This window comes from Phreatobacter sp. AB_2022a (assembly GCF_026847585.1).
Lineage (GTDB): Bacteria > Pseudomonadota > Alphaproteobacteria > Rhizobiales > Phreatobacteraceae > Phreatobacter.
Window position 1 is genome coordinate 1 of the sequence record NZ_JAPSET010000022.1, and the last position, 23662, is coordinate 23662.

Below are 23662 nucleotides of genomic sequence, written 5' to 3' on the forward strand. Positions count from 1 at the left end.
AGCCGGACCGGGCGCGCGCCCTCCGGCGCGGCGGCCGGTTCGCCGGTCGCGGCGACCGACCAGGTGCCGGCGGCCGAACGGATATAGACGCCGCGGTCGGCCGGCCGATAGGCGAGGCGGCCGTCGCGCAGCGCTTCGATCACCGGCGCGGCCTGGGCCAGGCCGGATCCGGAGAGTGCGGCGACCGCCGCGGCGATCTCGTTGAAATTGTCGGTCGCGAAGCGCTGCACGAGCGGGCGCGCGCGCGCCGCCTCGTCCTGCGCGCGCACCGGCGCGACGCCGGCGGCGATGACGGCCAGCGCCAGAAAGGTCAGGATGAGTGACAGGCGTCGCATGAACATGTCCGGGCGGGAGCGGGCGGCAAGGCTGTCGTCGCCGGGACGCGCGGGGCGCGTCCCGGTCGTCTGGCGGTCAGGGTCAGCGCTGCGCCGAGCCGCCGCAGCGGCCGACACGGACGTTGAAATTGCCGCAGTTCATCGGCGCGCGATGGTCGGCGATCAGGTCGCGCGAGCCTTCCAGGTGCGGCGACCATTCCTGCGCCACGACGGTGCCTGGCGTCTGCCAGACCGTGGAGAACTGGCCGTTCTCCTGGATCTCGCCGATCAGCACCGGCTTGGTGATGTGATGGTTCGGCATCATGGTGGAGATGCCGCCGGAGAGGTTCGGCACGGCGATGCCGATCATCGCCTGGCGCACCTTGGTCGGATCGGTTGTGCCGGCCGCCTCCACCGCCTTCACCCACATGGCGAAGCCGATGACATGGGCTTCCATCGGGTCGTTGGTCACCGCGCGCGCATTGTTCTTGAAGGCGCGCCAGCGGGCGATGAAGTCCTGGTTGGCGGGCGTGTCGACCGACTGGAAATAGTTCCAGGCGGCGAGATGGCCGACCAGCGGCCGGGTGTCGAAGCCGGCGAGCTCTTCCTCACCCACCGAGAAGGCGATGACCGGAATGTCGGTGGCCTTGACGCCCTGGTTGCCCAGCTCCTTGTAGAAGGGAACGTTGGCATCGCCGTTGATCGTCGAGATCACCGCGGTCTTGCGGCCCGACGAGCCGAACCGCTTGATCGCCGCGACACGGGTCTGCCAGTCGGCATGGCCGAACGGCGTATAGTTGACCGAGATGTCCTCCGGCTTGATGCCCTTGGACAGCAGATAGGCTTCCAGGATCTTGTTGGTGGTGCGCGGATAGACGTAGTCGGTGCCTTCGAGCACGAAGCGCTGCACGCCTTCCGCCAGGAGGTAGTCGACCGCGGGGATCGCCTGCTGGTTCGGCGCGGCGCCCGTATAGAAGATGTTGGGCGAGGATTCCTCGCCCTCGTACTGCACCGGATAGAACAGGATCGCGTTCAGCTCCTCGAAGACCGGCAGGACCGACTTGCGCGACACGGAGGTCCAGCAGCCGAAGGTGACCGCGACGCGGTTGCGGGTGATCAGCTCGCGCGCCTTCTCGGCGAACAGCGGCCAGTTGGAAGCGGGATCGACCACCACCGGCTCGAGCTGCCGGCCGAGCAGGCCGCCGCGCTTGTTCTGCTCGTCGATCAGCATGAGCATGACGTCTTTCAGCGTCGACTCGCTGATCGCCATGGTGCCGGACAGTGAGTGCAGGATGCCGACCTTGATCGTTTCCTGCGCCCGGGCGGGCGCGCTGGTCAGGCCGGCCGCCAGGGCCAGGCCGGCCACGAGGCCCAGCACCTTTGATTTCAGGTTCAACATGAAAGGTTCCCCGTTCTGGTGTTCACCGTCGGACTTCGAAGGCCTCGGAACCGGCGGTAGGCGGGAAACCGACTCGCAACGGTTGTGCCAGCCCCGTGTCGATGCCGTAGAGTGCTGATTTAGTTGGAGTATTGCGGATTTGGGAGCGGCGCTGCGAGGACAGGTCTGCCATCCGCCTTAGCGGTTGCACAAAATTTCACCGGACTGTTCTGCTTAATTCTTGAGCTCGACGGAAAAGTGCAAACAATTGAGGCATTCGCCGCCGGCGAGGTCCAGGATCCAGCCCGCCCGTGACCTCGTCTTCAATTTTCCTTAACCATAAGGGCGTCACCTCAAGCCGGTACCCCGAACGAGGAGTTCTCGATGACCGCCAGCGAGACCGTGGCCAAGGCCGCGGACGGAGCCGCCGGCAGGACCGGCTGGCGCGCGGCGGCGGCCGTCTATCTGCGCCGGGACGTGTTCATCGTCCTGTTCCTCGGCTTCGCCGCGGGCCTGCCGCTGGCGCTCTCCGGCTCGACGCTGCTGGTCTGGATGGCCGAGAGCTCGGTCGACCTGAAAACCATCGGCCTGTTCGCACTGGTTGGCACGCCCTATACGATCAAGTTCCTCTGGGCACCGGTGGTCGACGCCGTCGACATTCCCGTCCTGTCGCCCTGGCTCGGTCGCCGCCGCGGCTGGCTCCTGTTCAGCCAGATCCTGCTGATGGCGGCGATCGTCTTCCTCGGCCTGCAGAACCCCGACGTCTCGCCCTTCATGATCGCGCTCGGCGCCGTGCTGGTGGCCACCGCCTCGGCGACCCAGGACACGGTGATCGACGCCTACCGCGTCGAGAAGCTGCAGCCGTCCGAGCAGGCGGCCGGCATGGGCGCCTATGTCGCCGCCTATCGGATCGGCATGCTGGTCTCCACCGCCGGCGCGCTGCTGATCGTCTCCTTCTTCGAGAAGGTCCAGGGCTTCGACAAGGCGACCGCCTGGTCGCTCGGCTATTGCGTGATGGCGGCCTTCGTCCTGGTCGGCATGGCCACGACGCTGGTCGCGCGCGAGCCCGAGCGGTCGGCCGAGGCGGCCGCGACGGTCCACGCCCAGGGCAATCCGATCGCCCGCGTCGCCAAGGCGGCGGCCGGCGCTTTCTCCGAGTTCCTCACCCGCGACATGGCGGTGGTCGTGCTCGCCTTCGTCGTGCTGTTCAAGTTCTGCGACGCCTTCGTCGGCGCCATGACCGGTCCCTTCGTCATCAGGGGCATGGGCTACAGCCGCGAGGAATATGCCGCCATCGTCAAGGGCCTCGGCCTCGCGGCGACGCTGACGGGCGGCTTTGCCGGCGGCTTCATCGCCCGCGGCCTCGACCTCAGGACCAGCCTGTGGCTCGCCGGCATCCTGCAGATGGCGTCCAATCTCGTCTTCGCACTGCAGGCCCAGGCCGGCGTCAGCTACGCCATGCTGGCCTTCGTCATCGTCGTGGAGAATTTCACCGGGGCCATAGGCACGGTCATTTTCGTGGCTTATCTGTCCTCGCTGTGCAATTCGCCGCTCCACACCGCCACCCAATATGCCCTGCTCGCCGCGCTCGCGGCGGTCGGACGCACCTATCTGTCGGCGCCGGCGGGCCTGCTGGTCGAACAGACCGGCTGGTTCTGGTTCTTCGTCCTGTCCTGCCTCACCGCGCTGCCGAGTTTCGTCCTGCTCTGGTGGCTGCAGGCACGGGGCCATTTCGACAGCCTGGCGCGGCCGACCGGTCCGCTGGCCGCGGACGACTGATCGCCGGCGACCGACGGCTTCGGCCGGGGGGAGCGCCATGAGCGAGGTCTTCCGCTCCTCCGGCGATCTCCTGGCCGACCGGCGCTACGACTACGCGATGGCCGCCCGCCGCGAGGGCGACCTTGCGGCCAGCGCCGACCTCATCGCCCAGGCGCTGGAGATCGCACCCGGCTGGGCCGCAGGCTGGTTCGCGCTTGGCGAGGTCGAGCGCGACCGCGGCCACAGGGAAGCTGCGATCGCCGCGTTCCGCGCGGCCGCGGACCATGATCCCAAGGATGCCCTCGGCGCCCGGCTCATGCTCGCCCGGCTCGGCGTCGAAAACACTGATGGGGGCGAGCTACCGGCCATGTCGCCCGCCTATGTCGCGACATTGTTCGACCAATATGCGCCCCGGTTCGACCGGGCCTTGCGCGAAAAGCTCGCCTATCGCGGTCCCGAAATCCTCCGCGATGCCGTCGGTCGCGCCACAGTCGCGGCGGACCGGCCGTTCCGGTTCCGCCGCATGCTCGATCTCGGCTGCGGCACCGGCCTTGCGGCCGAGGCTTTCGCTCCGCATGCCGACGCCATCGACGGTGTCGACCTCTCGGCCAGGATGGTCGAGATCGCCCGCGCCAAGCGTCTCTATGCCAGCCTCGAGGCCGGCGATCTCACCGCCTTTCTCGCCGCCCGCACGGCCGGCGCGGCGGACCTCGTCGTCGCCGCCGACGTCTTCGTCTATTGCGCCGACCTGAAGCCCATCCTCGCCGCCGCCGCGCGGGCGCTGGAGCCGCAGGGCCTCCTCGCCTTCACCGTCGAGACCCACGATGGCGAAGGCGTCGTGCTCGGCGCCGGCCTGCGCTATGCCCATGCGCGGGCCCATCTCGAGACGCTGTTCGCGACGCTGCCCTTCCGTCCCCTTGTGCTGGAGCCGGCATCGTCCCGCCGCGAGGGTGGCGAGCCCGTTCCCGGCCTGGTCGTGGTGGCGGTGCGCCCGGGCTGAGCCAAGCGGCGGCAATTGACGTCCGCAGCGCAAGACGCCACAGCATGAACCCATGAATGATCGCCACGCCAGCGGCCGCAGGACGCCATAGCCCCGGACCCATGAACTATCGCCACGCCAGCGGCCACAGGACGCCATAGCCCCGGACCCATGAACTATCGCCACGCCTATCATGCCGGGAATCCGGCCGATGTGATCAAGCATGCGGTGCTCGCCTTCGTGATCGAGCATCTCCTGAAGAAGGAGGCGCCGATCCGCATCGTCGACACCCATGCCGGCATCGGCCGGTACGACCTGACGTCCGACGCTGCCGAGCGCACCGGCGAATGGGTCGAGGGCATAGGCCGGCTCTGGGGCAAGCCCCTGCCGGCGGCCCTCGAGGCTCTCGTCGGTCCCTATCTCGACGTGGTGGCGCGGCTCAATCCGGATGGCCGGCTGCGCTTCTATCCCGGCAGCCCCGACATAGCGCGCCTGATGACGCGGCCCGGCGACGGCATCACCGCCTGCGAACTGCATCCGGAGGACGGCGCCTCGCTCGCCGCGCTCTATGCGCGCGACCGGCGCATCAAGGTGATCGACCGCGACGGCTGGCTGGTGCCCAAGGCGTTCCTGCCGCCCAAGGAGAGGCGCGGCCTCGTCCTCATCGATCCGCCGTTCGAGGAGCGCGGGGACTATGACCGGCTGGTCGAGGCCCTCGGTGCCGGTCACCGCCGCTGGGCGACCGGCATCTTCCTGCTCTGGTATCCGGTCAAGGACCCGGTCGCGGTGAAGCGGTTCCACGCCATGATCGCCGGTCTCGGCCTCGCCAAGTGCCTCACCGTCGAGGCGATCTGGCGCCCGGTCGACGGCGAGCGCCTGGCCGGAGCCGGGCTCGTCATCGTCAACGCGCCCTTCACGCTCGCCGCTGCCTGCCGGGCGGCGGAGCGGCCGCTCTGGGAAGCGCTCGGCGTGGCCAACGGCCGGCTCGGCGTGACGGGCGATGCGGCCTGATCATCGCATGCGGCAGGGAGGTGGGAATTGAGCAAGATCGGCCTGACGGACGAGGAGCGCGCGGTGGTGGCGCTGGTCGCCCGCGGAGGGGACAGCACGCTCAGAACGTTTTTCGATGCGCTTGTCTGGTACCTGCCGCTTTTTGCCTTCGGCTTCTATGGGCTGGCGATCAAGGATGTCAGCCTCATCTTCCTCTGCCTTGTCTTTCTTGCCGCCCTGATCGTCTGGGCGCTCTTTTCGGCAAGCGCCGAGCGGCAGCGGCTCGTCGCCATCCTCGTCAAGCTCGATGCTTTCGAGCGGGCCGAGGATGCGACGCAAAAGCCAGGCGAGGAGCCACCGCGGCCTGGTCTTTCGGGCGAGCCGGGCCGCTGAGGGACTGCGCCGCCGCTCGCGTGTTCAGCGATCGGCGGGCAGGTTCATCTGCCTGACCGCATCGACGACGAAGAGGGCGAGCGCCGCGCCGACGGCAAGTCCGATGGCGACGATGGCGAGGTCGGCAAGCACGAGCGTAATCATGACAAAGCCCTTCGAGGCTCGGGTGACGGTCGTCATCCGCGGCTCGGGCCGTCGGGGGGCGGCTCCGGCTCAGGTCAGGGCTCGTGGGGGAGCGAATGGCGCAGTGGCGGGAGGTGAACAGGGAACGATGCGTCGAGGCGCCGTTGCCTCTCTATCCGGCACTGCCTTTTCGTTGCCATTCGCCATTCGCGCTTGCGGATCAGGAGTCCTGCCCATGCGTTTGCCCGTCGCCCCCGGCGGCCAGGGCCCGGAGCGCCGTCCTGAAGTTTGGATGTTTCAGGTTAACGGACAGTTCACCTTTCAGGCGCCGGTTGGCGACACGCTTGCATTCGCCGTAGAAGCTGAGGCCCATCGGTGACAGCCCGGCCGCCTCGATCGGGATGTCGGGCGGTACGGCCACGCCGAGCAGTTCGGCCGCATAGGCGACGACGTCCTGGGCGGGCGCGGGTTCGTCGTCGGTCACATTGACGACGCCGTCGAAACGCTTGTCGAAGCTTGCCAGCACCGCCGCGGCGATGTCGTCGACATGGATGCGGTTGAACACCTGCCCGGGCTTGATGATCCGGCGCGCCGTGCCGCGCGCGACATTGACCAGGGCGTTGTTGCCCGGTCCGTAGATGCCGGAGAGGCGCAGGATCGATACCGGCACGCCGGCCGACCGGCCGAAGGCGGTCCAGGCCGCCTCCGCCTCCAGCCGCTCGACGCTGCGCGGGCTGACCGGCTTCGGCGCCGTCGTCTCGTCGACCCAGCCACCGCCATGGTCGCCATAGACGCCGACGGTGGAGAGGTAGGCGATCGCGCGTGGCCGGCGCGCGGCGAGCGCCGCGGCGCAGCGCTTGAGCACCGGATCGCCCGAGGCGTCGGGCGGTGCCGAGACGAGCACGTCGTCGGCTTCGCCGATCGCGGCCGCGAGCGCTTCCGACAGGTCCGAGCCATCGAACGGCAAGGCGGTGACCGGCTGGCCTGCGACGCCGTTCGCGGTGAAGCGGGCCGCGCGATCGGCGGTGCGCACGGTGGCGACGATCTTGTCGTAGCGCCCCTCGGCAGCGCGCACCGTCGCCTGCGAGGAATAGCCGAGGCCGAAGATCAGGAGCGTCGTCATCAGGTCCATTCCTCGCGGACGGTTGGATCGGTCTCAAGGCTCGCGTCGATGCCGGCGAGCCGGGCCGGCGCGATCTGGCGCAGTGCCCAGACCGCGGCGCCCCGCACCAGGGGCGAGGCGTCGGCGACGAGCGCCAGCGCGGTATCGGCCAGCGCCGGCTCGGCGCTGTTGCCGATCGCGATCAGCGCGTTGCGCACGAAGCGGTCGCGGCCGATGCGCTTGACCGGGCTCTTGGCGAAGAGCGCGCGGAAGGCCGCATCGTCGAGCCGGGCGAGCTCGGCGAGCCGCGGCCTGCGCAGGGCCTCGCGCGCCGCAAGCTTCATCTCGCGTCCGGTTTCGGCGAATTTGTTCCAGGGACAGACCGCGAGGCAATCGTCGCACCCATAGATGCGGTTGCCCATCGCCTTGCGGAACGCGCGCGGGATCGGCCCCTTGTGCTCGATGGTCAGGTAGCTGATGCAGCGGCGGGCATCGAGCTGGTAGGGCGCCGGAAAGGCTGCGGTCGGACAGGCATCGAGACAGGCCCGGCACGAGCCGCAATGATCGCGCTCCGGCCTGTCGGGCCGGAGCGCGAGCGTCGTCATGATCGAGCCGAGGAACAGCCAGGAGCCGTAGCCGCGCGAGACCAGATTGGTGTGCTTGCCCTGCCAGCCGAGGCCGGCCGCGGCGGCCAGCGGCTTTTCCATGACCGGCGCGGTGTCGACGAAGACCTTCAGTTCGCAGCCGGTCGCCTCGGCCAGCCAGCGCCCGATCGCCTTGAGGCGCGACTTGACGAGATCGTGATAGTCGTCGCCCCGGGCATAGACCGAGAGAAGCCCGGCTGTGCGCTGGCTCAGTCCGTCGAGCGGATTCTCGTCCGGGCCGTAATTGAGACCGAGCATGATGATGCTGCGGGCGTCCGGCCAGAGCACGGCGGGATCGGCGCGCCGCTCGGCGGTTTCGGCCATCCAGGCCATGTCGCCGTGAAAGCCGCGGGCGATCGCCGCGGCGAGCCGTGGCGCGGCGGCCGGGATCGCGCCGGGCAGGGTGAAGCCGACGATGTCGAAGCCGTTGCGGCGCGCCTCGTCGACGATGGCCTGGCGCAGCGCGTCGGGATCGCTCAGAAGTCGAGATCGGCGTAGGTCGCGCTCGCGGGCGTTCCGACCACCCGATCGGCCAGCAGCGGCCGGAACGAGGGGCGTGACTTCACCCGCGCATACCAGTCCTTGGCTGTCTCGTCGTCGTTCCACGGTACTTCGCCCAGATAGTCGGCGACCGACAGGTGAGCGGCGGCGACCAGGTCGGCATAGCTCAGCTCGGCCCCGGCGAGCCAGTCGTTGCGCGCCGCCAGCCACCCGATATAGCGCAGATGATAGCGGATATTGGCGCGCGCAGCCCTCAGCGCGTTGGTATCGGGGGCGCCGCCGCCATATTCGGCCGACATGAACCGCTTGTCGATCTTTTCGGCGACCAGCGGTCCCGACACCTCCTCGAAAAACTTGGTGCCGAACCAGTGCATCAGCCGGCGCACCTCGATGCGCGCGGCCATGCCGTCGGGCATCAGGCGCCGCTCGGTCTCAGGCTGGCCCAGCTCGTCGAAATAGGCCGCGATGATGTCGGCGCCGGGAATGATGAGGCCGCCGCCGGCATTGAGGATCGGCGTCGTCCCCTCGGGATTGAGCCGCAAGAAGTCCTCACGGCGCTCCCAGGGCCGCTCTTCGATGAGTTCCACCTCCACGCCACGCTCGGCCAGGATCAGCCTGACGAAACGCGAATGGGGGCAGAAGAATCGATGGTGCAGTTGCATCCGATCAAACCTGGACGGTCCGCAATCGACGGCCCTGTTGTGGTTTTTCGATGACATTTGGTTCAGAGGTGGCGTGAATAGCCTCCTCCCGGTCACGAAACAACCACGCGATTCGCATGATCAGTTTAACGACACGTCATGCTTAACCGTTCATGAAGGCGCCTGCGCTATCACGGTGGCGCGCCAGCACTGCTTCCTCCGGAGAACCCCATGGACATCGCCAATCTCGGCAAGGCCCTGATCCTCGGCCTCGTCGAGGGCGGGACGGAATTCATCCCCGTCTCCTCCACCGGCCACCTGATCCTCCTCGGCCATTTTCTCGGCTTCCATTCCACCGGCAAGACTTTCGAGGTGCTGATCCAGCTCGGCGCCATCCTTGCCATCGTGCTCGTCTACTTCACCCGGCTGCTCGGCGTCGTCCTGTGCCTGCCGACCGACGCCTGGGCGCGCCGCTTCGTGATCTCCGTGCTGGTCGCCTTCCTGCCGGCCGCGGTGCTGGGCGCCGTGCTGCACGGCACGATCAAGTCGCTGTTCGAGCGTCCGGCTCTCGTCTGCGTGGCGCTGATTCTCGGCGGCATCGTGCTGCTCTTCGTCGACCGGCTGAAGCTGCGCCCGACCGAGGACAACGCTTTCCGGTTCTCGCCGATGCTGGCGCTGAAGATCGGGCTTTGCCAGTGCGCCGCACTGTTTCCCGGCGTTTCCCGCTCCGGCGCGACCATTGTCGGCGCCCTCCTGATGGGCACGACCAAGCGGGCGGCGGCGGAATTCTCCTTCTTCCTCGCCATGCCCACCATGGCGGGTGCCTTCGCCTACGACCTCTACAAGAACTACAAGCTGCTCGATTTCTCCGATGTCAGCGCCATCGGCATCGGTTTCGTCGCAGCCTTCGTCTCCGGCCTGTTCGTCGTCCGCTTCCTGCTCGACTATGTCAGCCGGCACGGCTTCGCACTCTTCGCCTGGTGGCGGATCATCGTCGGTGTCGTGGGACTGGCCGGGCTGGCAATGTTCGGCTGAAGGGCGCGCTTTAGCGGGCCTGCTTCTCTCGCATCAGGGGCTGGCTCGCCCAGGGGCGAACGCCGCGCCGTGAGTCATGCCGAGGACCGGCATCAGGGGAGGACCCTGATGCCGGGCTATCGCTCGTGCCGACTCAGCGCGCCTGTTCGGCAAATTGGCCCTGCCGGTGGGCGAAGCGCCTTTAGCGCGCCTGTTCGGCAAATTGGCCCTGCCGGCGGAAGCGCCAGAGATAGCTCGGCACGATCGCCTCGACCGATTGCGGGTGGATGCCGAGTCCCTGCAGCGTGCGGCCGTCGGCGGTGGCGCCGGCGCTCACCACATTGTCGACCTTCAGGAGCTCGACCTGATCGGGGGTCAGGGGCGGGTTCGGGATATATTGCAGGAACTTCGCCTGGAACGCGGCGAGCCCGAAAGGCAGCGTCATCAGCGGCCGCCGGCGACCGGTGGTGGCCAGCACGAATTCGATGATCTCCTTCATCGATTTCACCGCCGGGCCACCGAGCTCATAGGTCGTGCCGGCCTTGGCCTTGCCGTCGATCGCGGCCATGACGGCCTCGGCGACGTCGCCGGCGAAGACCGGCTGGAACCGGGTCTCGCCGCCGCCGATCAGCGGCATGACCGGCGACATCTGGGCAAGCGCCGCAAAGCGGTTGAACAGCCCGTCCTCCGGCCCGAACACGACGGAGGGGCGCAGGATCACCGCGTCGGGCTTCTGGCGCAGCACCCCGGCCTCGCCCGCCGCCTTCGAGCGGGCATAGAGGGCCCGGCCATCCGCATCGGCCCCGATGGCGGAGACATGGATCATCCGGGCACCGGCATCGGCGGCGGCGCGGGCCACCGTCTCGGCGCCGCGGCCCTGGACCGAATCGAACTTCTGCCGGCCGGTCTCGTAGAGAATCCCGACACAATTGATCAGGATTTCCGCGCCCTCGGCGGCATGGCGCACCGAATCCGGATAGCGCAGATTGGCCTGGACCGGGCTGATCTGGCCGACGGCGCCGAGCGGCTGCAGGTGGCCGGCCAGGTCCGGCCGGCGCACCGCGACGCGGATGCGGAAGCCGCGGCGGGCGAGTGCCCGCACCACATGCCGTCCGATGAAGCCCGAACCGCCGTAAACCGTCACGAGCCGGTCGAAGGTCTGCATCTCCTGCCCCTTTGAAAGCGCATCTCGAATGCCGCGTGATTAGTCCATTTCAAAAGAGCCGTACAGAGCGACGGCAGCATGGCCGGCGGCTATCCGGTCATGCCCGCGCGTGGCCTTGCGTTCTCACACGGATGGGTTGTGTCGCGCCGGCCCGGAAACCAGGAAGACCGCGAGGGCGAACAGCGCGGTGGCGCTGACCGCGATCGCCAGAGGCCAGGCGCTGGCACCGAGGCCGTGGCCGACCAGGATGCCCGTCACCGCCCCGGACGTCATCTGGATGAAGCCGGCGAGCGAGGAGGCGGCTCCCGCCCTGTCGGGAAACGGTTTCATGGCGCCGGCCAGGGTCTGGGGCATGGTCAGGCCGAAACCGCAGGTATTGATCGCCATCGGCACGAGCACGCCGGCCGGGCCGAAGCCGCCGGCGGCGAGCGCAGCCACCATGGCGAGCCCGCCGATCACCTGAAGCGTCACGCCGGTGCGGATGGTCCAGTCCTCGCCCTTGCGCATGACGAGCCGGGTGCCGCCGAGGCTGCCGCTGACGAAGCCGACCACGCAGCTGCCGAAGGCCGCGCCCGCGCCGACCGGGCTGAGCCCGTAGAGTTCCTGCATGACGAAGGACGAGGCGGAGATGAAGGAGAAGAGCCCGGCATAGCCGGCCGCATAGATCGCGGTATTGGCGGCGAAGGTGCGGTTGGTGATGATGCTCCCGAAGGTCCGGAGAATGCCGAGCGGCGAGATCGGCGCGCTCGAGCGGACCTTCAGCGTTTCCGGCAGACGGCTCACCACCAGGACCAGGGCGCCGAGGCCGAAGGCGAGCGCAATGAGGAAGGTGGAGCGCCAGCCGAAGGCGACATGGGCGAAACCGCCGCCGATCGGCGCGAGTGCCGGCACCACGCTCATGATCGTGCCCATCAGGGCGAGCTCGCGGGCGGCGCGCCGCCCGTCGTAGAGGTCGCGCACCACGGCGCGGGCAACCACGATGGGGCCGGCGGCGCCGAGCGCCTGCAGCGCGCGGGCGCCCGTCAGCATTTCGATCGAGCCGGCGCTCGCGCAGACCGCCGTGCCGAAGCCGTAGAGAAGGAGCGCGCCGATCAGCACGGGACGCCGGCCATATTTGTCCGAGAGCGGCCCGTAGATGATCTGTCCGAGGGCGAAACCGGCGAGGAAGGCCGAGAGAGTGAGCTGGACCTCTGCCGTCGAGGCGCCGAGCAGGCGGCCGATATCGGGCAGCGAGGGCAGATACATGTCGGTCGACAGCGGCCCGAGCCCGATCAGCACCGACAGCAGCATGGTCAGGGCGAGGCTGTCGGGACGAAAGGCCATCTGCGCGGGTTCCGGAATGAAGGCGCCGCTCTACGCGAGCCGCGCGCCTCTGTCGAGGCGAGCCGGTGGGCGGTCGCCGTCAGGTCAGGGTGGCGATGGCGCCGGTCGCGCCGAGCCAGATGACGCCGTAGCGGATGGTGCGCGCGATGCCGGTCAGCACCAGGGTGGGCAGGAACGGGTAGCGCGCCATGCCGGCCACCAGCGTGATGGGATCGCCGATGACCGGCAGCCAGCACAGCAGCAGAGCAGCCCAGCCGATCCGGCCGAACAGGCGATGAACGCGCTCGACCATGTCGGGCGGCAGGCGGAAGCGTTCGAGCCAGGCATGGCCGGTCGTGCTGTCGGCGCCACGCGCGATCAGCGTGCCGATCCACCAATTGGTAAGGCCTCCGGCAATATTGGCAGCGGTCGCGACCAGGAACAGCATCATGGGATGCGGGTAGCCGGCCGCGATGAAGCCGACGAAGACCAGTTCCGAGCCCCCGGGCAGCAGCGTCGCGGCCGAGAACGCGGCGGCGGCCATGGTGGCGAGGGTGGTGACGTCGGCGAGCAAGATCGGGCCTTCCCTGGGCCGGCATCGGCGCGGCGCGCCCTCTTGCCACGGCGGCCGGCTCTTGCACAGGGACTTTCACGGCCGTTTAATACGGCCCCGTAACGAGTTGGGGCGTGCCGATGGCTGTCCAGTTGCGACCTGCCCAGGCGATCAAGCTGATGCACGACCTGTCTCTGGCCCTCGTCCAGGACGGCGAGCCGGACCTCAGCGCCCGCCAGCTCGCCATCCTCCTGACCATCTATCTCGAGCCGCCGCCGCACCATGTGCGCGACCTTGCCGCCCGGCTGAAGGTGACGAAACCGGTCATCACCCGGGCGCTCGACAGCATGGGCAAGCTCGACCTGGTCTCGCGTCGCCGCGACGAGCGCGATCGCCGCGACGTCGTCATCCAGCGCACGGTGAAGGGCGCACTCGCCATCGAGCGGCTCGGCGATCTCGTGGTGGCGCAGGCGCGCGGCCTGCCGCCGTGAGCGGCGGACATGGCTCGTAAACCGGCCCGTGCTAAAGGCTGAGGAATGACCGCCTTCGATCGCCGCCTGACCCCGGCCCGCCCCGACCTCGCCGCTGCCAGCCTGAAGGGCCGGGTGGAGGCCGCCCGGTTCGTCGAGGGGAGGCCGGCCCGTGTCGTGGCGCCGATCGTGCCGCTGCGCGGCGCGCCGCGCGCCGACGCCATGCTCGACACCGAGCTGACCTATGGCGAGCCCGTGACCATTTACGACGAGACCGGCGGCTGGGCCTATCTGCAGTCGGCCCGCGACGGCTATGTCGGCTACGCTCCGGCCGAGGCCTTCGGCACGCCGGCGGCCGCGACGCACCGCGTGGCGGTGCTGCGCACCTATCTTTATCCGGGACCCGGCATCAAGCTGCCGCCGATTGGCCTGATCCCGATGAATGCCGGCCTGACGGTGACCGGCCTTGCCGGCGATTTCGCCGTCACCGACACCGGTGCCCATGTCGTCGCCCGCCATATCCGGGCGATCGGCGAGCATGCCGAGGATTTCGTCGCGGTGGCCGAGGCCTATCGCGGCACGCCCTACCTCTGGGGCGGGCGCACCAGCCTCGGCCTCGACTGTTCCGGCCTCGTGCAGACCGCGCTGGAAGCGGCCGGCATTGCCGCCCCGCGGGATACCGACATGCAGGAACGCGCGCTCGGTACGGCCGTGCCGCTCGGCGCGGAGCTTTCGGGCCTCCGGCGCGGCGATCTGATGTTTTGGAAGGGTCATGTCGGCATCATGACGAGCCCGCTGCGGCTCCTTCATGCCAACGGCCACCATATGATGGTCGCGGAGGAGGACGTCGCCGAGGCCGTCGCGCGGATCGCCGCGAAGTCGTTCGGCGCGGTCACCAGCGTCAGGCGGCTGGGGGGCTGAACGCTTCGCCCGGGAAGCTCCGTCGTCACGGCGAGAACGGCCGCGCCGATGCGCTGGACGGTGTTGCCGGTCAGGGGGTCGCGGCTTCGCCCCACCAGTCATTTGGCAGCTGACGGATGATGTCGCGATTCGAGATCACGACCCAGACGGGCCCATAGGCCGCGGCGAACACCCGGACGCGGTGGTTGTCATACTCGAAAATGTCGTTGTCGTTGGCGCGCCTGGGCGGCCCGAGACGGCTTCGAAACATGTCGGAATAGGCGGCGGCGAGAACCGAGATATTGCGGCGCTCACCCGCGAACTCCTCCAGGCCGATCTGACGTGGAGCCTGCCCGATGAACAAACGGAGCTCTTCCACGAAGCGCCCCTCGATGGGGCTTGCCCGCTCGTGTGTCCCGTCGAGCCGAAGCTGAAGTGGCGGGCGCGCCGGGCAATCCGCCGAAGGCCACACGCCCGGGCCGCTTCCACGAAGGTCTCCGGGTGCCAGATGCCGCCGGTCCGGGCCACCCGGCCATAGAGATCGAACAGATCCGCCGGGGCGGGTGTGTCTCGATCAAAGATCCGCAATGCCGGTCTCCCTGCTCCTATGCCTTCGAGAGCATAGGCTGGTTTCCCCCGGGGGGCGTTGACACAGGATTTGATGTTTCGAAAGGCGGCCAGCCAGCCTCAAGCTAGCCGTCGCAGACCGGCTTGTCGCATTCGCGCACGGCGCGCACGGCCGATTCGATCGTGCCACGGCCGGGCCAGCCGATCAGTGCCACCCCCGCGATCAGCCAGGACGGCGTTGCCGCGAGATTGGCGGCATTGGCGAGGCGCACGGCCTGGGCCAGCATGTCGCCGACCTCCTGGCTGTCGGCGACCTTCTCGACCTCGTCGGCATCGAGGCCGATGTCGCGGGCGACGTCGAGCGCGCGGATGCCGTCGAACACGCCGCGCGCGGCCATCGAGCGGTCGTGGAACGCCCGGGCCTTGTCCTCGCCGCCGACCTTCTTCACCGCATATTCGACGCGTGCCGCCTGGAACGAGGGCAGGCCGAGGCTCGGCGCGTTGATGAAGCGGATGCGAAGATCGGGATCGGCCGCGGCCATGGCCTTCACGTCGGCGGCCGCGCGCCGGCAATAGCCGCAGTTGGAATCGTAGATCTCGGTCAGCGTCAGGTCCGGGCTCTGCGAGCCGATCGAGAAGCCGTTGTCGAGATCGATGATCTCGCTTTCGAGTTCCACCGGCACCCGGTGGTTGGCGACGGTCCTGCCATCGGGCCCGCGCAGCGCGAACCAGGCATCGTCCGCCCGCGCCGGCAGGGCCGTGGCGGCGGTGACGAGGGCGGGCGCGGCGAGCGCGCCGGTCAGGACGAGGCGGCGGCGGGTCAGCATGGCGGTCACATCATGGGCGGCACGGATGGCCGCACCATGGCAACGGCCCGGGCCGCCGAGGCAAGTCACGCCTGCGTGACGAGCCGCGCGGGGCGGACCGTCCCCGCTCAATAGCCGTGTTTCGGATCGACCACATTGGTCAGCGGCTCGCCGCGCTCGGCCGCCAGGATCTGGCCGGCGACATAGGCGGCGATCGCCGGCGGCGAGGAGATGGCCGAATTGTGCGGCGTCACCGTCACCTTCGGATGCAGCCAGAGCGGGCTGGTCGCCGGCAGCGGTTCGGTTTCGAACACGTCGAGCACGGCGGCGCCGAGCTTGCCGCTGTCGAGGGCGGCGAGAATGTCGGCCTCGACCTGCAGCCCGCCACGGCCGACATTGATCAGCACCGGGCCGCCGATCGCCTCGGCCTTGGGCATGTGATTGAACAGGCCAGCGTTGAGGAAGCCGGCCGTGTCGGGGGTCAGCGGCAGGATCGCCACCAGGATGTCGGAAACGGCGGCGATGGCGGCAAGGCCCTCGTCGCCATGGAACATCTCCACGCCGGCGATTTCTTTCGGCCGACGGCTCCAGCCGGCCACCTTGAAGCCCATCACGCCGAGCTTCATGGCCGCGTCCTGGCCGAGCTGGCCAGTGCCGAGCAGGCCGACGCGAATGTCGCTCGCCTGCGGCTGGTCGCGCAGGTCGGTCCAGGACCGCTCGCGCTGGAAGCGGTCATAGACGCGCACGCGCCTCAGTGCCATCAGGCAGTGCATGACGACATATTCCGACATGCGCGTGGTGAGGTCGGGGTCGACGACGCGGACGATCGGCACGCCATCGGGGAGCTTCTTGTCCTTGAAGAGGTGGTCGACGCCGGCGCCGAGCGAAAAGATCGCCTTCAGGTTCGGCAAGGCCGAGAAAGCGCCCTCGCGCTGCTTCCAGGCGGCCGCATAGCTGATCGCCGCTGGGTCATAGGCCTCCGTGTCGAGGACCACGGTCCAGCCGGGCAGGGCGTTCTGGAAGCGGGTGCGCCAGGGCTCCGGGTCCCAGGCGGTGATGCCGAGCAGCAGGGTCGTCACGGTGCGGTACTTCCATTTCCGACGGGAGCAAGATCGAAGGCGGCGGCGAAAAGCGCCTTGGTGTAGTCGTTCTCGGGCGACTTGAACACCCGCGCCGCGGGGCCGGCCTCGACGATCTTGCCGCCCTTCATCACGATGATGTCGTCGGCGAGCGCCGAAACCACCTTCAGGTCGTGCGAGATGAAGAGATAGGTGAGATCGCGCCTGGCCTGGAGGTCGCGCAGGAGATCGACGATCTGGGCCTGGACGATGCGGTCGAGCGCCGAGGTCGGTTCGTCCAGGAGCACGAAGGAGGGCTCCAGCACCATGGCCCGCGCAATGGCGATGCGCTGGCGCTGGCCGCCGGAAAATTCGTGCGGATAGCGATGGCGCGTCGCAGGGTCGAGGCCGACATCGGTCAGGGCGGCGATGACGCGCTGCTCGCGTTCGGCGGCGCTCAGCCGGCGGTGATGCACGTTCAGGCCTTCGCCGACGATCTCGGCCACCGACATGCGCGGCGACAGCGAGCCGTAGGGGTCCTGGAACACCACCTGCATGTGCCGCCGGTTCGGCTGCATCGCCTTGAAGCCGAGCCCGGCAATGGGCTTGCCCATGAACACGATGGCGCCTTCCGAGGAGATCAGCCGCAGCAGGGCGAGGCCGAGTGTCGTCTTGCCCGAGCCGGACTCGCCGACGATGCCGAGGGTGCGGCCCTGGCGCACGGCGATCGACAGGCCGTCGACCGCCTTCACATGGCCGACGGTGCGGCGCAGCAGGCCACGCTTGATCGGGAACCAGACCTTGAGGTCGCGGGCCTCCATCACGACCGGCCCGTCGGCCTTGTCGCCGCGCTCGACCGGCGCCGGCTCGGCCGCCATCAGCGCGCGCGTATAGGGGTGGGTCGGCCGCTCGAAGATGTCGGCGACCGGCCCCTGCTCGACGATCTTGCCGTAGCGCATGACGCAGACCCGGTCGGCGATCTTGCGGACGATGCCGAGGTCGTGGGTGATGAACAGGATGGCCATGCCCTCCTGGCGCTGCAGGTCCTTCAGCAGCGCCAGGATCTGCGCCTGCACGGTCACGTCGAGCGCGGTCGTCGGCTCGTCGGCGATCAGCAGGTCCGGTTCGTTGGCGAGCGCCATGGCGATCATCACCCGCTGGCGCTGGCCGCCCGAGAGCTGGTGCGGATAGCTGTCGAGCCGCTGGGCGGGATCGGGAATGCCGACCTTGCCGAGCAGCTCGACGGCGCGCTTGAGGGCCTGCGCCTCCGACAGGCCTTTGTGCAGGGTCAGCACCTCGGCCACCTGCCGTCCCACCGTATGCAGCGGGTTGAGCGAGGTCATCGGTTCCTGGAACACGATGGTGATGTCGTTGCCGCGCACCTCGCGCATGGCCGGCTCGTCCGCCGCGATCAGGTCGCGGCCGCGGAACAGGATCTCGCCCGACGGGTGCGAGGCGGCCGGATAGGGCAGGAGCTTCATCACCGACAGGGCCGACACCGACTTGCCGGAGCCGGATTCGCCGACCAGCGCGACCGTCTCGCCACGCCGGACGTCGAACGAGATCCGGTCGACCGCCAGCGTTTCGGCGCCGGCCTGGCGGAACGCGACCGACAGTTCGCGCACCGACAGGAGCGGCGTTTCGATGGCGTCGGTGCCGGCGCTGTCGCTGGTCATGGCAGGGCCCTCAGGAAACGGTCGAGATCGCGCGAGGATTCGGGGTCGATCAGGTCGATGCCGCCGGCAAGGCCGAGCTTCCGGTCGCCCGACAGCAGGGCGCGGCAGCCGGCGGCCTCGGCGGTCGCGAGGTGGATGGCGTCGGTCAGTTTCAGTGCCGGCAGCCGGGCGCGCAAATGTGCCGCCGTGCGCAGCACCTCGGCGGTGACGGGGCTGACGGTGAGCGGCAGGATCTGCCCGGCGAACAGGTCGTCGTAGCCGAGGACGAGGCCGTCATCGCGGGCCCGCAGCGGCTGCACCAGCACCTCGGCATAGCTGAGCCAGCTCGTCACCGCGGCGAGCCGCCCGGCCACGATCCGCTCCCAGACGGGATCGAGGGCGCCGGCGGCGCCCTCCGATCGCTCCATCAGCCGGATCAGCACATTGGCGTCGAGATAGACCGGCACCGCCACGGTCGTTCCGTCCGCCGTCACGCGAAGGTCTTGCGCGGGTCGAAGGCATCGCGCACCGCTTCCCCCGCGAAGATCAGCAGCGACAGCATGACGGCCACCGTGACGAAGGCCGTCAGCGCCAGCCAGGGCGCCTGCAGGTTGGACTTGCCCTGCTGCAGCAATTCGCCGAGCGAGGGCGAGCCGACCGGCAGGCCGAAGCCGAGAAAGTCGAGGGCGGTCAGGGTCATCACGCTGCCCGAGAGGATGAAGGGCAGGAAGGTGACCGTCGCGACCATCGCATTGGGCAGGAGATGGCGCTTCATGATGGTGAGCGAGGAGACGCCGAGCGCGCGCGCCGCGTTGACATATTCGAAATTGCGGGCACGCAGGAACTCCGCGCGCACCAGGCCGACCAGCCCGACCCAGGAGAACAGGAGCAGGATGCCGAGCAGGACGAAGAAGCTCGGGGTGATCACCGAGGAGATGATCAGCAGCAGGTAGAGCGAGGGGATCGCCGTCCAGATCTCGATGAAGCGCTGGAACAGCAGGTCGGTCCAGCCGCCGAAATAGCCCTGCACGGCGCCGGCGGCGATGCCGACCAGGGAGGAGATGATGGTCAGGGTCAGGCCGAACAGCACCGAGATGCGGAAGCCGTAGATCACCCGCGCGACGACGTCGCGGCCCTGGTCGTCGGTGCCGAGCCAGTTCCAGTTGCCGAGCGTGCAATAGCTCGACCCCTGCGGCCGCTGGCTGCGTGGCATGGCTTCGGCGGCGGCGCAGTCGGGCAGCTTGTCGCGCTGCATCCAGGTCGGCGCGGAGGGAAAGGGCGTCACCGGGTCCTTGACGGTGGAGGCGGCGCTGTGCCGGATCGGCGGCCAGAGCAGAAAGGCCTGCTTCTCGGCGAACAGGTCGAGCAGGAACGGATCCTTGTAGTCGGCCGGCGTTTCGAATTCGCCGCCGAGGCTGCGCTCGGAATAGTCGAACAGGACCGGGAAATAATGCCGGCCCTCCAGATTGATGTAGAGCGGGCGATCATTGGCGATCGCTTCGGCGAACAGCGTCACCACGAACAGCAGGAGAAACAGCCTGAGGCTCCACAGGCCGCGCCTGTTGGCCCGGAAATTGGCGAGCCGGCGCCGGTTGAGCGGGCTCAGCCAGTCGGTCCTGGGGCTGGCCGCGGGAGCCGGGCCGGTTCTGGTCGCCGATGCCTCCATGGTCAGACCTCGCGCGCCTCGAAGTCGATGCGCGGATCGACCCAGGTGTACATGAGGTCCGAGACCAGGTTCACCACCAGCCCGACCAGCGAAAAGATGAAGAGTGTTGCGAACACCACGGGATAGTCGCGGTTCAGCACGCTTTCGAAGCCGAGAAGGCCGAGCCCGTCGAGCGAGAAGATCGTCTCGATCAACAGCGAGCCGGTGAAGAAGGCATGGACGAAGGCGCCGGGAAAGCCGGCGATGATGATCAGCATGGCGTTGCGGAAGACATGGCCGTAGAGCACGCCGCGCTCATCCAGCCCCTTGGCCCGCGCGGTCAGCACATATTGCTTGCGGATCTCGTCGAGAAACGAGTTCTTGGTCAGCAGCGTCATGGTGGCGAAGGCGCCGAGCGCCATTGCGGTGAGCGGCAGGACGAGATGCCAGGCATAGTCCAGGGCCTGGCCGACAAAGCTCATCTGCCGGTAATTGTCGGAATGCAGGCCGCGCAGCGGAAACCAGTCGAGGAACGAGCCGCCGGCGAAGACGACGATCAGGAGGATCGCGAAGAGGAAGCCGGGAATGGCATAGCCGACCACGATGACCGCCGAGGTCCAGACGTCGAAGCGTGACCCGTCGCTGACCGCCTTGCGGATGCCGAGCGGGATCGACACGGCATAGGTCAGGAGCGTGAGCCAGAGGCCGAGCGAGACTGAGACGGGCAGTTTCTCGCCGATCAGCGTCAGCACCGAGACGTCACGGAAATAGCTCTTGCCGAAATCGAAGCGGATGTAGTTTTTCAGCATGAGCAGAAAGCGCTCATGCGCCGGCTTGTCGAAGCCGAACTGCTTTTCGAGCTGGGCGATGAACTGCGGGTCGAGCCCCTGCGCGCCGCGATAGCGGCTGGCGGTCGCCTCGGCCCCTGCCGCCGCCTGGCGGGCGGCATCGCCGCCGCCGGAGACGCGCTGGGTCGCCGAGGCATCGTTGCCGGTCAATTGCGCGATCACCCGCTCCACCGGTCCGCCCGGCGCGAACTGGATGACCACGAAGGAGACGAGCATGATCCCGAACAGGGTCGGGATCATCAGGAGCAGGCGGCGGACGATATAGGTCAGCATGGCCTCAGACTCGGCTGCCCAGAGTCCGCCGTCAATGGGGCCCGGGGCTGCGGCCCTGGCCTCAGCCTTTCGGTGCTCACGCGCCGTTGCTTTCGCAGAAGCGCAGGCGGTTGCCGAACGGGTCGTGCACGGTCAGTTCCAGGCCCCAGTCGGCCTGTTCGAGGCCGGGCCGCATGTAGGAATAGTGCGTGCCGATCAATTCCGCGTGCAGCGCGCGGATGCCGCGCATGCGCACGAAGGTGGTGCTGCCGGGGCTGGCATCGCCGTGATGTTCGCTCAGGTGCAGGACGAGACCGGCCCGCGAGATCTGCATGTAGAGCGGCATGCCCTCGTCGAAACGATGGTCCCAGTCGACGGCAAATCCGAGGAAGCCGAGATAGAATTCCCGCGCCTTGGCGATGTCGAAGATCCGGATGATCGGGATCGCCGCCTCGAAGCCTATGGTGTCGCCTTCGGCCGGCTTCGCCGTGCCGGCCGGCTCCTCCGCCGCGATCCGGGCGGCGAGCACGTTCCAGTCGGCGCAGCCGAACTGGGCTGCGACCAGCTCGAGCGCCTGCGCGTGGCTGATCTGGATATTCTTTGCGGCCAGGGACTGACGGAGCGTCGTGGCCATGGCCTTCGCGTCGCGGAACGAACGCATCGTTGCCGATCCCTCTCGTCGGGCGATCGAGGGTCCAGGGCTCGCGTTGCTGGCTCGTTCGCCGTCCGGTCGGACCTCGTGGCACAACGAAGGCGCAGGTATCGATACGTTCACCAGACCCTGACGGGCGCGAGCGGCAGGCCGTATCAGCCTTCTGCAAGCCTTATCTGCTATAGGGGCGGCCGCCGTCAAGGACGGGCCGGCGCCCCGCCGGCCGGCGGCCATGCGGCATCGTGCGAAGGACCATGGATGTGATGAGGCCAGTCGGACGCCGCGACCTCCTGAAGCGTGCCGGTGCTTTTGCGCTCGCTGCCGCGCTGCCGGCGCCCGCGCGCGCCGCAGGCGGGGGCGACAAGGTGACGCTGGCCTGGGCGCCGGTCCTGCAGTCGCTGCCGCTCTGCGTTGCCCGCGACGAGGGGCTGTTCGAGCGTGCCGGTCTCGAGATCGAGGTGATGCGCCTGCAGGCGCAGGCCCATCTCGTCGAGGCCGTCGTTTCCGGCCGCGCCGACGCCAGTGCGCCGGGCGCCTCGGTCGGCCTCGCCACCATTGCCGAGACCCGCGAGCCGGGCAGCCTGCGCGTTTCCGGCTTCCAGGGCGCGAGCAACAGTCTCAACCGCATTGCCGACGGGCTGATTACGCTGCGCCAGGCGCCGATCGCCGCTCTCGGCGATCTGCGCGGCCGTTCGCTCGGTCATCTGCCCGGCGCCTCCTGGCGCACGGTCGCCCGGCACATGGTGCGGCGGGCCGGCCTCGATCCGGAGCGCGATGTCCGTTTTGTCGAGCTTGCCGGCGGCCTGCACCGCGAGGCGCTGACGTCGGGCACCGTCGAGGCGGTCCTCTCGGTCGAGCCGGTCGTGTCGCTGGCGGTCGCCTCGGGCACCGCGAAACGCATTCTCGCCAATCTCGGCGCGGCGGCGATCGCCGATCCCTTCTTCGCCGGAGCCTCGCTGATCGGCACGAGCTTCGTCCGCGAGCGTCCCGATGTCGCCCGCCGCCTGATCGGCGCGCTCGACGAGGCGACCAGCCGCATCGAAGCGGATTTCGATCGCTATCGCCCGCTCATCGTGCATTGCACCGGCATCGAGCCGGCCGAGGCCGGCCTCGTGCCGCAGCCCTATCTGAAGGGCTGGCGCGACCTCGGCGAAGCCGACCGCCGGTCCTACCGGGCGTTTGTCGAGACGCTGGTGACCGAGCGCGCGCTGAGTGCTTCCGCGCGCGGCGCCGACATGATCCTGAAGCCGAGCGACTTTTCCGCCTGATCCCGGCCGGCCGGCTCAGCCGGCGACGGCGAGCGTGCCGATCGCCATGGTGACGGCGGCCTGGGTCGGATCGATCACCGGAAGGCCCAGGGCTTCTTCCAGCGGCCGGCGATGCCGGGCCATGCCGGCGCAGCCCATGACGATGGCGCCGGCGCCGTCGATCTCCTTCAGCTGGCGCCCGACCGCGATCATGCGCTCCAGCGTCTTCTCGCCGGCCGCGGTCTCGGCCACCGACATTTCCAGCGCCCTTTCGCCGGCGAGCCGGTCGGTCAGCGCCATCTGCCTGAGATAGCGCATGTGGCGGGGGATGGAGCCGCTCTTGATGGCGATCACGCCGAACCGCTCGGCGCGGGCGAGCGCGGTCAGCACGCCGCTCTCGGCTATGCCGAAGACCGGGCGGCTGGTGCCCTCGCGCGCGGCATGGATGCCGGGATCGGAATAGCAGGCGATGACGAAGGCGTCGGCGTCGTTGGTCGCTTCCACCTTGCGGCGCAGCGGAATCGCGATGCTGTCGACATGTTCCTGGGTCTCGATGCCGAAGGGGCCTTCGGCGAGCGTCGTGCAGACGATGTCCGGGCCCTCCGCATAGGCGAGGGGCTTCAGCGCCTCGCGCAGGCCCTCGGTGACCGCCTCGTTGGAATTGGGGTTGATGACGAGGATACGGGGTCTGCGTGCCATGGAGTT

The 23662-nt window shown here is 68.8% G+C and carries 24 protein-coding genes and 1 pseudogene; 8 read left to right on the top strand and 17 right to left on the bottom strand.

Annotated features, from left to right (window positions below; translation table 11 throughout):
* A pseudogene (locus tag OZ671_RS16790) lies at nt 1-335 on the bottom strand (urea ABC transporter permease subunit UrtB); the annotation flags it as partial.
* Nucleotides 336-417: 82 nt separating this feature from the next.
* Complete coding sequence (urtA, locus tag OZ671_RS16795) at nt 418-1713, bottom strand: urea ABC transporter substrate-binding protein (RefSeq protein WP_268861819.1); 1296 nt, start codon at nt 1711-1713, stop codon at nt 418-420.
* Between the two features lie 363 nt (nt 1714-2076).
* On the opposite strand from urtA, the gene OZ671_RS16800 reads away from it, so the two are divergent.
* The 4 genes from OZ671_RS16800 to OZ671_RS16815 all read left to right on the top strand — a co-directional run bounded on the left by OZ671_RS16800 (nt 2077) and on the right by OZ671_RS16815 (nt 5812).
* Nucleotides 2077-3471, top strand: a complete 1395-nt coding sequence (locus OZ671_RS16800) for an AmpG family muropeptide MFS transporter (RefSeq protein WP_268861820.1) — start codon at nt 2077-2079, stop codon at nt 3469-3471.
* Between the two features lie 37 nt (nt 3472-3508).
* The gene (locus tag OZ671_RS16805) at nt 3509-4450 is read left to right on the top strand and encodes a class I SAM-dependent DNA methyltransferase (RefSeq protein ID WP_268861821.1); all 942 of its coding nucleotides are present in this window, start codon (nt 3509-3511) and stop codon (nt 4448-4450) included.
* A 150-nt stretch (nt 4451-4600) separates the two neighbouring features.
* Complete coding sequence (locus tag OZ671_RS16810) at nt 4601-5440, top strand: 23S rRNA (adenine(2030)-N(6))-methyltransferase RlmJ (RefSeq protein ID WP_268861822.1); 840 nt, start codon at nt 4601-4603, stop codon at nt 5438-5440.
* 66 nt (nt 5441-5506) lie between these two features.
* The gene (locus OZ671_RS16815; RefSeq protein ID WP_268861823.1) at nt 5507-5812 is read left to right on the top strand and encodes a hypothetical protein; all 306 of its coding nucleotides are present in this window, start codon (nt 5507-5509) and stop codon (nt 5810-5812) included.
* A 343-nt stretch (nt 5813-6155) separates the two neighbouring features.
* On the opposite strand, the gene OZ671_RS16820 is transcribed toward OZ671_RS16815, so the two are convergent.
* From OZ671_RS16820 to OZ671_RS16830, 3 genes are read right to left on the bottom strand one after another with little or no spacing between them, the layout of a single operon-like run.
* Entirely contained in the window at nt 6156-7058 is a 903-nt protein-coding gene (locus OZ671_RS16820; RefSeq protein WP_268861824.1) for an SDR family oxidoreductase, read from the bottom strand.
* On the bottom strand, nt 7058-8260 hold the full coding sequence (gene queG, locus OZ671_RS16825; protein WP_442957091.1) for a tRNA epoxyqueuosine(34) reductase QueG: 1203 nt from the start codon (nt 8258-8260) through the stop codon (nt 7058-7060). Before queG ends, OZ671_RS16820 begins: the two co-directional genes overlap by 1 nt.
* Nucleotides 8158-8844 (bottom strand): glutathione S-transferase family protein, encoded by a 687-nt coding sequence (locus OZ671_RS16830; protein WP_268861825.1) that lies wholly within the window; start codon nt 8842-8844, stop codon nt 8158-8160. The genes queG and OZ671_RS16830 overlap by 103 nt, the downstream gene beginning before the upstream one ends.
* Before the next feature lie 210 nt (nt 8845-9054).
* Between OZ671_RS16830 and OZ671_RS16835 the strand changes: the two genes are divergently transcribed.
* On the top strand, nt 9055-9858 hold the full coding sequence (locus tag OZ671_RS16835) for an undecaprenyl-diphosphate phosphatase (protein WP_268861826.1): 804 nt from the start codon (nt 9055-9057) through the stop codon (nt 9856-9858).
* A 181-nt stretch (nt 9859-10039) separates the two neighbouring features.
* Here OZ671_RS16835 and OZ671_RS16840 read toward each other — a convergent pair whose 3' ends face one another.
* From OZ671_RS16840 to OZ671_RS16850, 3 genes are all read right to left on the bottom strand, one after another.
* A complete protein-coding gene (locus OZ671_RS16840; RefSeq protein ID WP_268861827.1) occupies nt 10040-11002 on the bottom strand; it encodes a complex I NDUFA9 subunit family protein in 963 nt (320 codons plus the stop codon).
* 123 nt (nt 11003-11125) lie between these two features.
* Nucleotides 11126-12325, bottom strand: a complete 1200-nt coding sequence (locus OZ671_RS16845) for a multidrug effflux MFS transporter (protein ID WP_268861828.1) — start codon at nt 12323-12325, stop codon at nt 11126-11128.
* A gap of 79 nt (nt 12326-12404) precedes the next feature.
* Entirely contained in the window at nt 12405-12878 is a 474-nt protein-coding gene (locus OZ671_RS16850; RefSeq protein WP_268861829.1) for a YqaA family protein, read from the bottom strand.
* A gap of 119 nt (nt 12879-12997) precedes the next feature.
* Here OZ671_RS16850 and OZ671_RS16855 point away from each other — a divergent pair, with 119 nt between their 5' ends.
* Both OZ671_RS16855 and OZ671_RS16860 read left to right on the top strand, forming a co-directional pair.
* A complete protein-coding gene (locus OZ671_RS16855; RefSeq protein WP_268861895.1) occupies nt 12998-13348 on the top strand; it encodes a MarR family winged helix-turn-helix transcriptional regulator in 351 nt (116 codons plus the stop codon).
* A gap of 45 nt (nt 13349-13393) precedes the next feature.
* Entirely contained in the window at nt 13394-14248 is an 855-nt protein-coding gene (locus tag OZ671_RS16860) for a C40 family peptidase (protein WP_268861830.1), read from the top strand.
* 70 nt (nt 14249-14318) lie between these two features.
* On the opposite strand, the gene OZ671_RS16865 is transcribed toward OZ671_RS16860, so the two are convergent.
* The 8 genes from OZ671_RS16865 to OZ671_RS16900 form a co-directional block, all read right to left on the bottom strand.
* The gene (locus OZ671_RS16865) at nt 14319-14606 is read right to left on the bottom strand and encodes a hypothetical protein (protein WP_268861831.1); all 288 of its coding nucleotides are present in this window, start codon (nt 14604-14606) and stop codon (nt 14319-14321) included.
* 313 nt (nt 14607-14919) lie between these two features.
* A complete protein-coding gene (locus OZ671_RS16870; RefSeq protein ID WP_268861832.1) occupies nt 14920-15621 on the bottom strand; it encodes a DsbA family protein in 702 nt (233 codons plus the stop codon).
* A 107-nt stretch (nt 15622-15728) separates the two neighbouring features.
* Nucleotides 15729-16679, bottom strand: a complete 951-nt coding sequence (locus OZ671_RS16875; RefSeq protein WP_268861833.1) for a 2-hydroxyacid dehydrogenase — start codon at nt 16677-16679, stop codon at nt 15729-15731.
* Nucleotides 16676-18334: an ABC transporter ATP-binding protein gene (locus OZ671_RS16880; protein ID WP_268861834.1), complete on the bottom strand. Its 1659-nt coding sequence runs from the start codon at nt 18332-18334 to the stop codon at nt 16676-16678. Before OZ671_RS16880 ends, OZ671_RS16875 begins: the two co-directional genes overlap by 4 nt.
* Entirely contained in the window at nt 18331-18807 is a 477-nt protein-coding gene (locus tag OZ671_RS16885; RefSeq protein ID WP_268861835.1) for a type II toxin-antitoxin system VapC family toxin, read from the bottom strand. The genes OZ671_RS16880 and OZ671_RS16885 overlap by 4 nt, the downstream gene beginning before the upstream one ends.
* On the bottom strand, nt 18804-19979 hold the full coding sequence (locus tag OZ671_RS16890; protein ID WP_268861836.1) for an ABC transporter permease: 1176 nt from the start codon (nt 19977-19979) through the stop codon (nt 18804-18806). Before OZ671_RS16890 ends, OZ671_RS16885 begins: the two co-directional genes overlap by 4 nt.
* A gap of 2 nt (nt 19980-19981) precedes the next feature.
* The gene (locus tag OZ671_RS16895) at nt 19982-21079 is read right to left on the bottom strand and encodes a microcin C ABC transporter permease YejB (RefSeq protein ID WP_268861837.1); all 1098 of its coding nucleotides are present in this window, start codon (nt 21077-21079) and stop codon (nt 19982-19984) included.
* 76 nt (nt 21080-21155) lie between these two features.
* Entirely contained in the window at nt 21156-21719 is a 564-nt protein-coding gene (locus OZ671_RS16900; RefSeq protein WP_268861838.1) for a glyoxalase superfamily protein, read from the bottom strand.
* 254 nt (nt 21720-21973) lie between these two features.
* Between OZ671_RS16900 and OZ671_RS16905 the strand changes: the two genes are divergently transcribed.
* On the top strand, nt 21974-22978 hold the full coding sequence (locus tag OZ671_RS16905) for an ABC transporter substrate-binding protein (RefSeq protein ID WP_268861839.1): 1005 nt from the start codon (nt 21974-21976) through the stop codon (nt 22976-22978).
* A 15-nt stretch (nt 22979-22993) separates the two neighbouring features.
* Here the strand turns inward: OZ671_RS16905 and OZ671_RS16910 are convergent, their stop codons facing one another.
* Nucleotides 22994-23656: an aspartate/glutamate racemase family protein gene (locus tag OZ671_RS16910; protein ID WP_038304830.1), complete on the bottom strand. Its 663-nt coding sequence runs from the start codon at nt 23654-23656 to the stop codon at nt 22994-22996.
* Nucleotides 23657-23662: the final 6 nt, after the last annotated feature.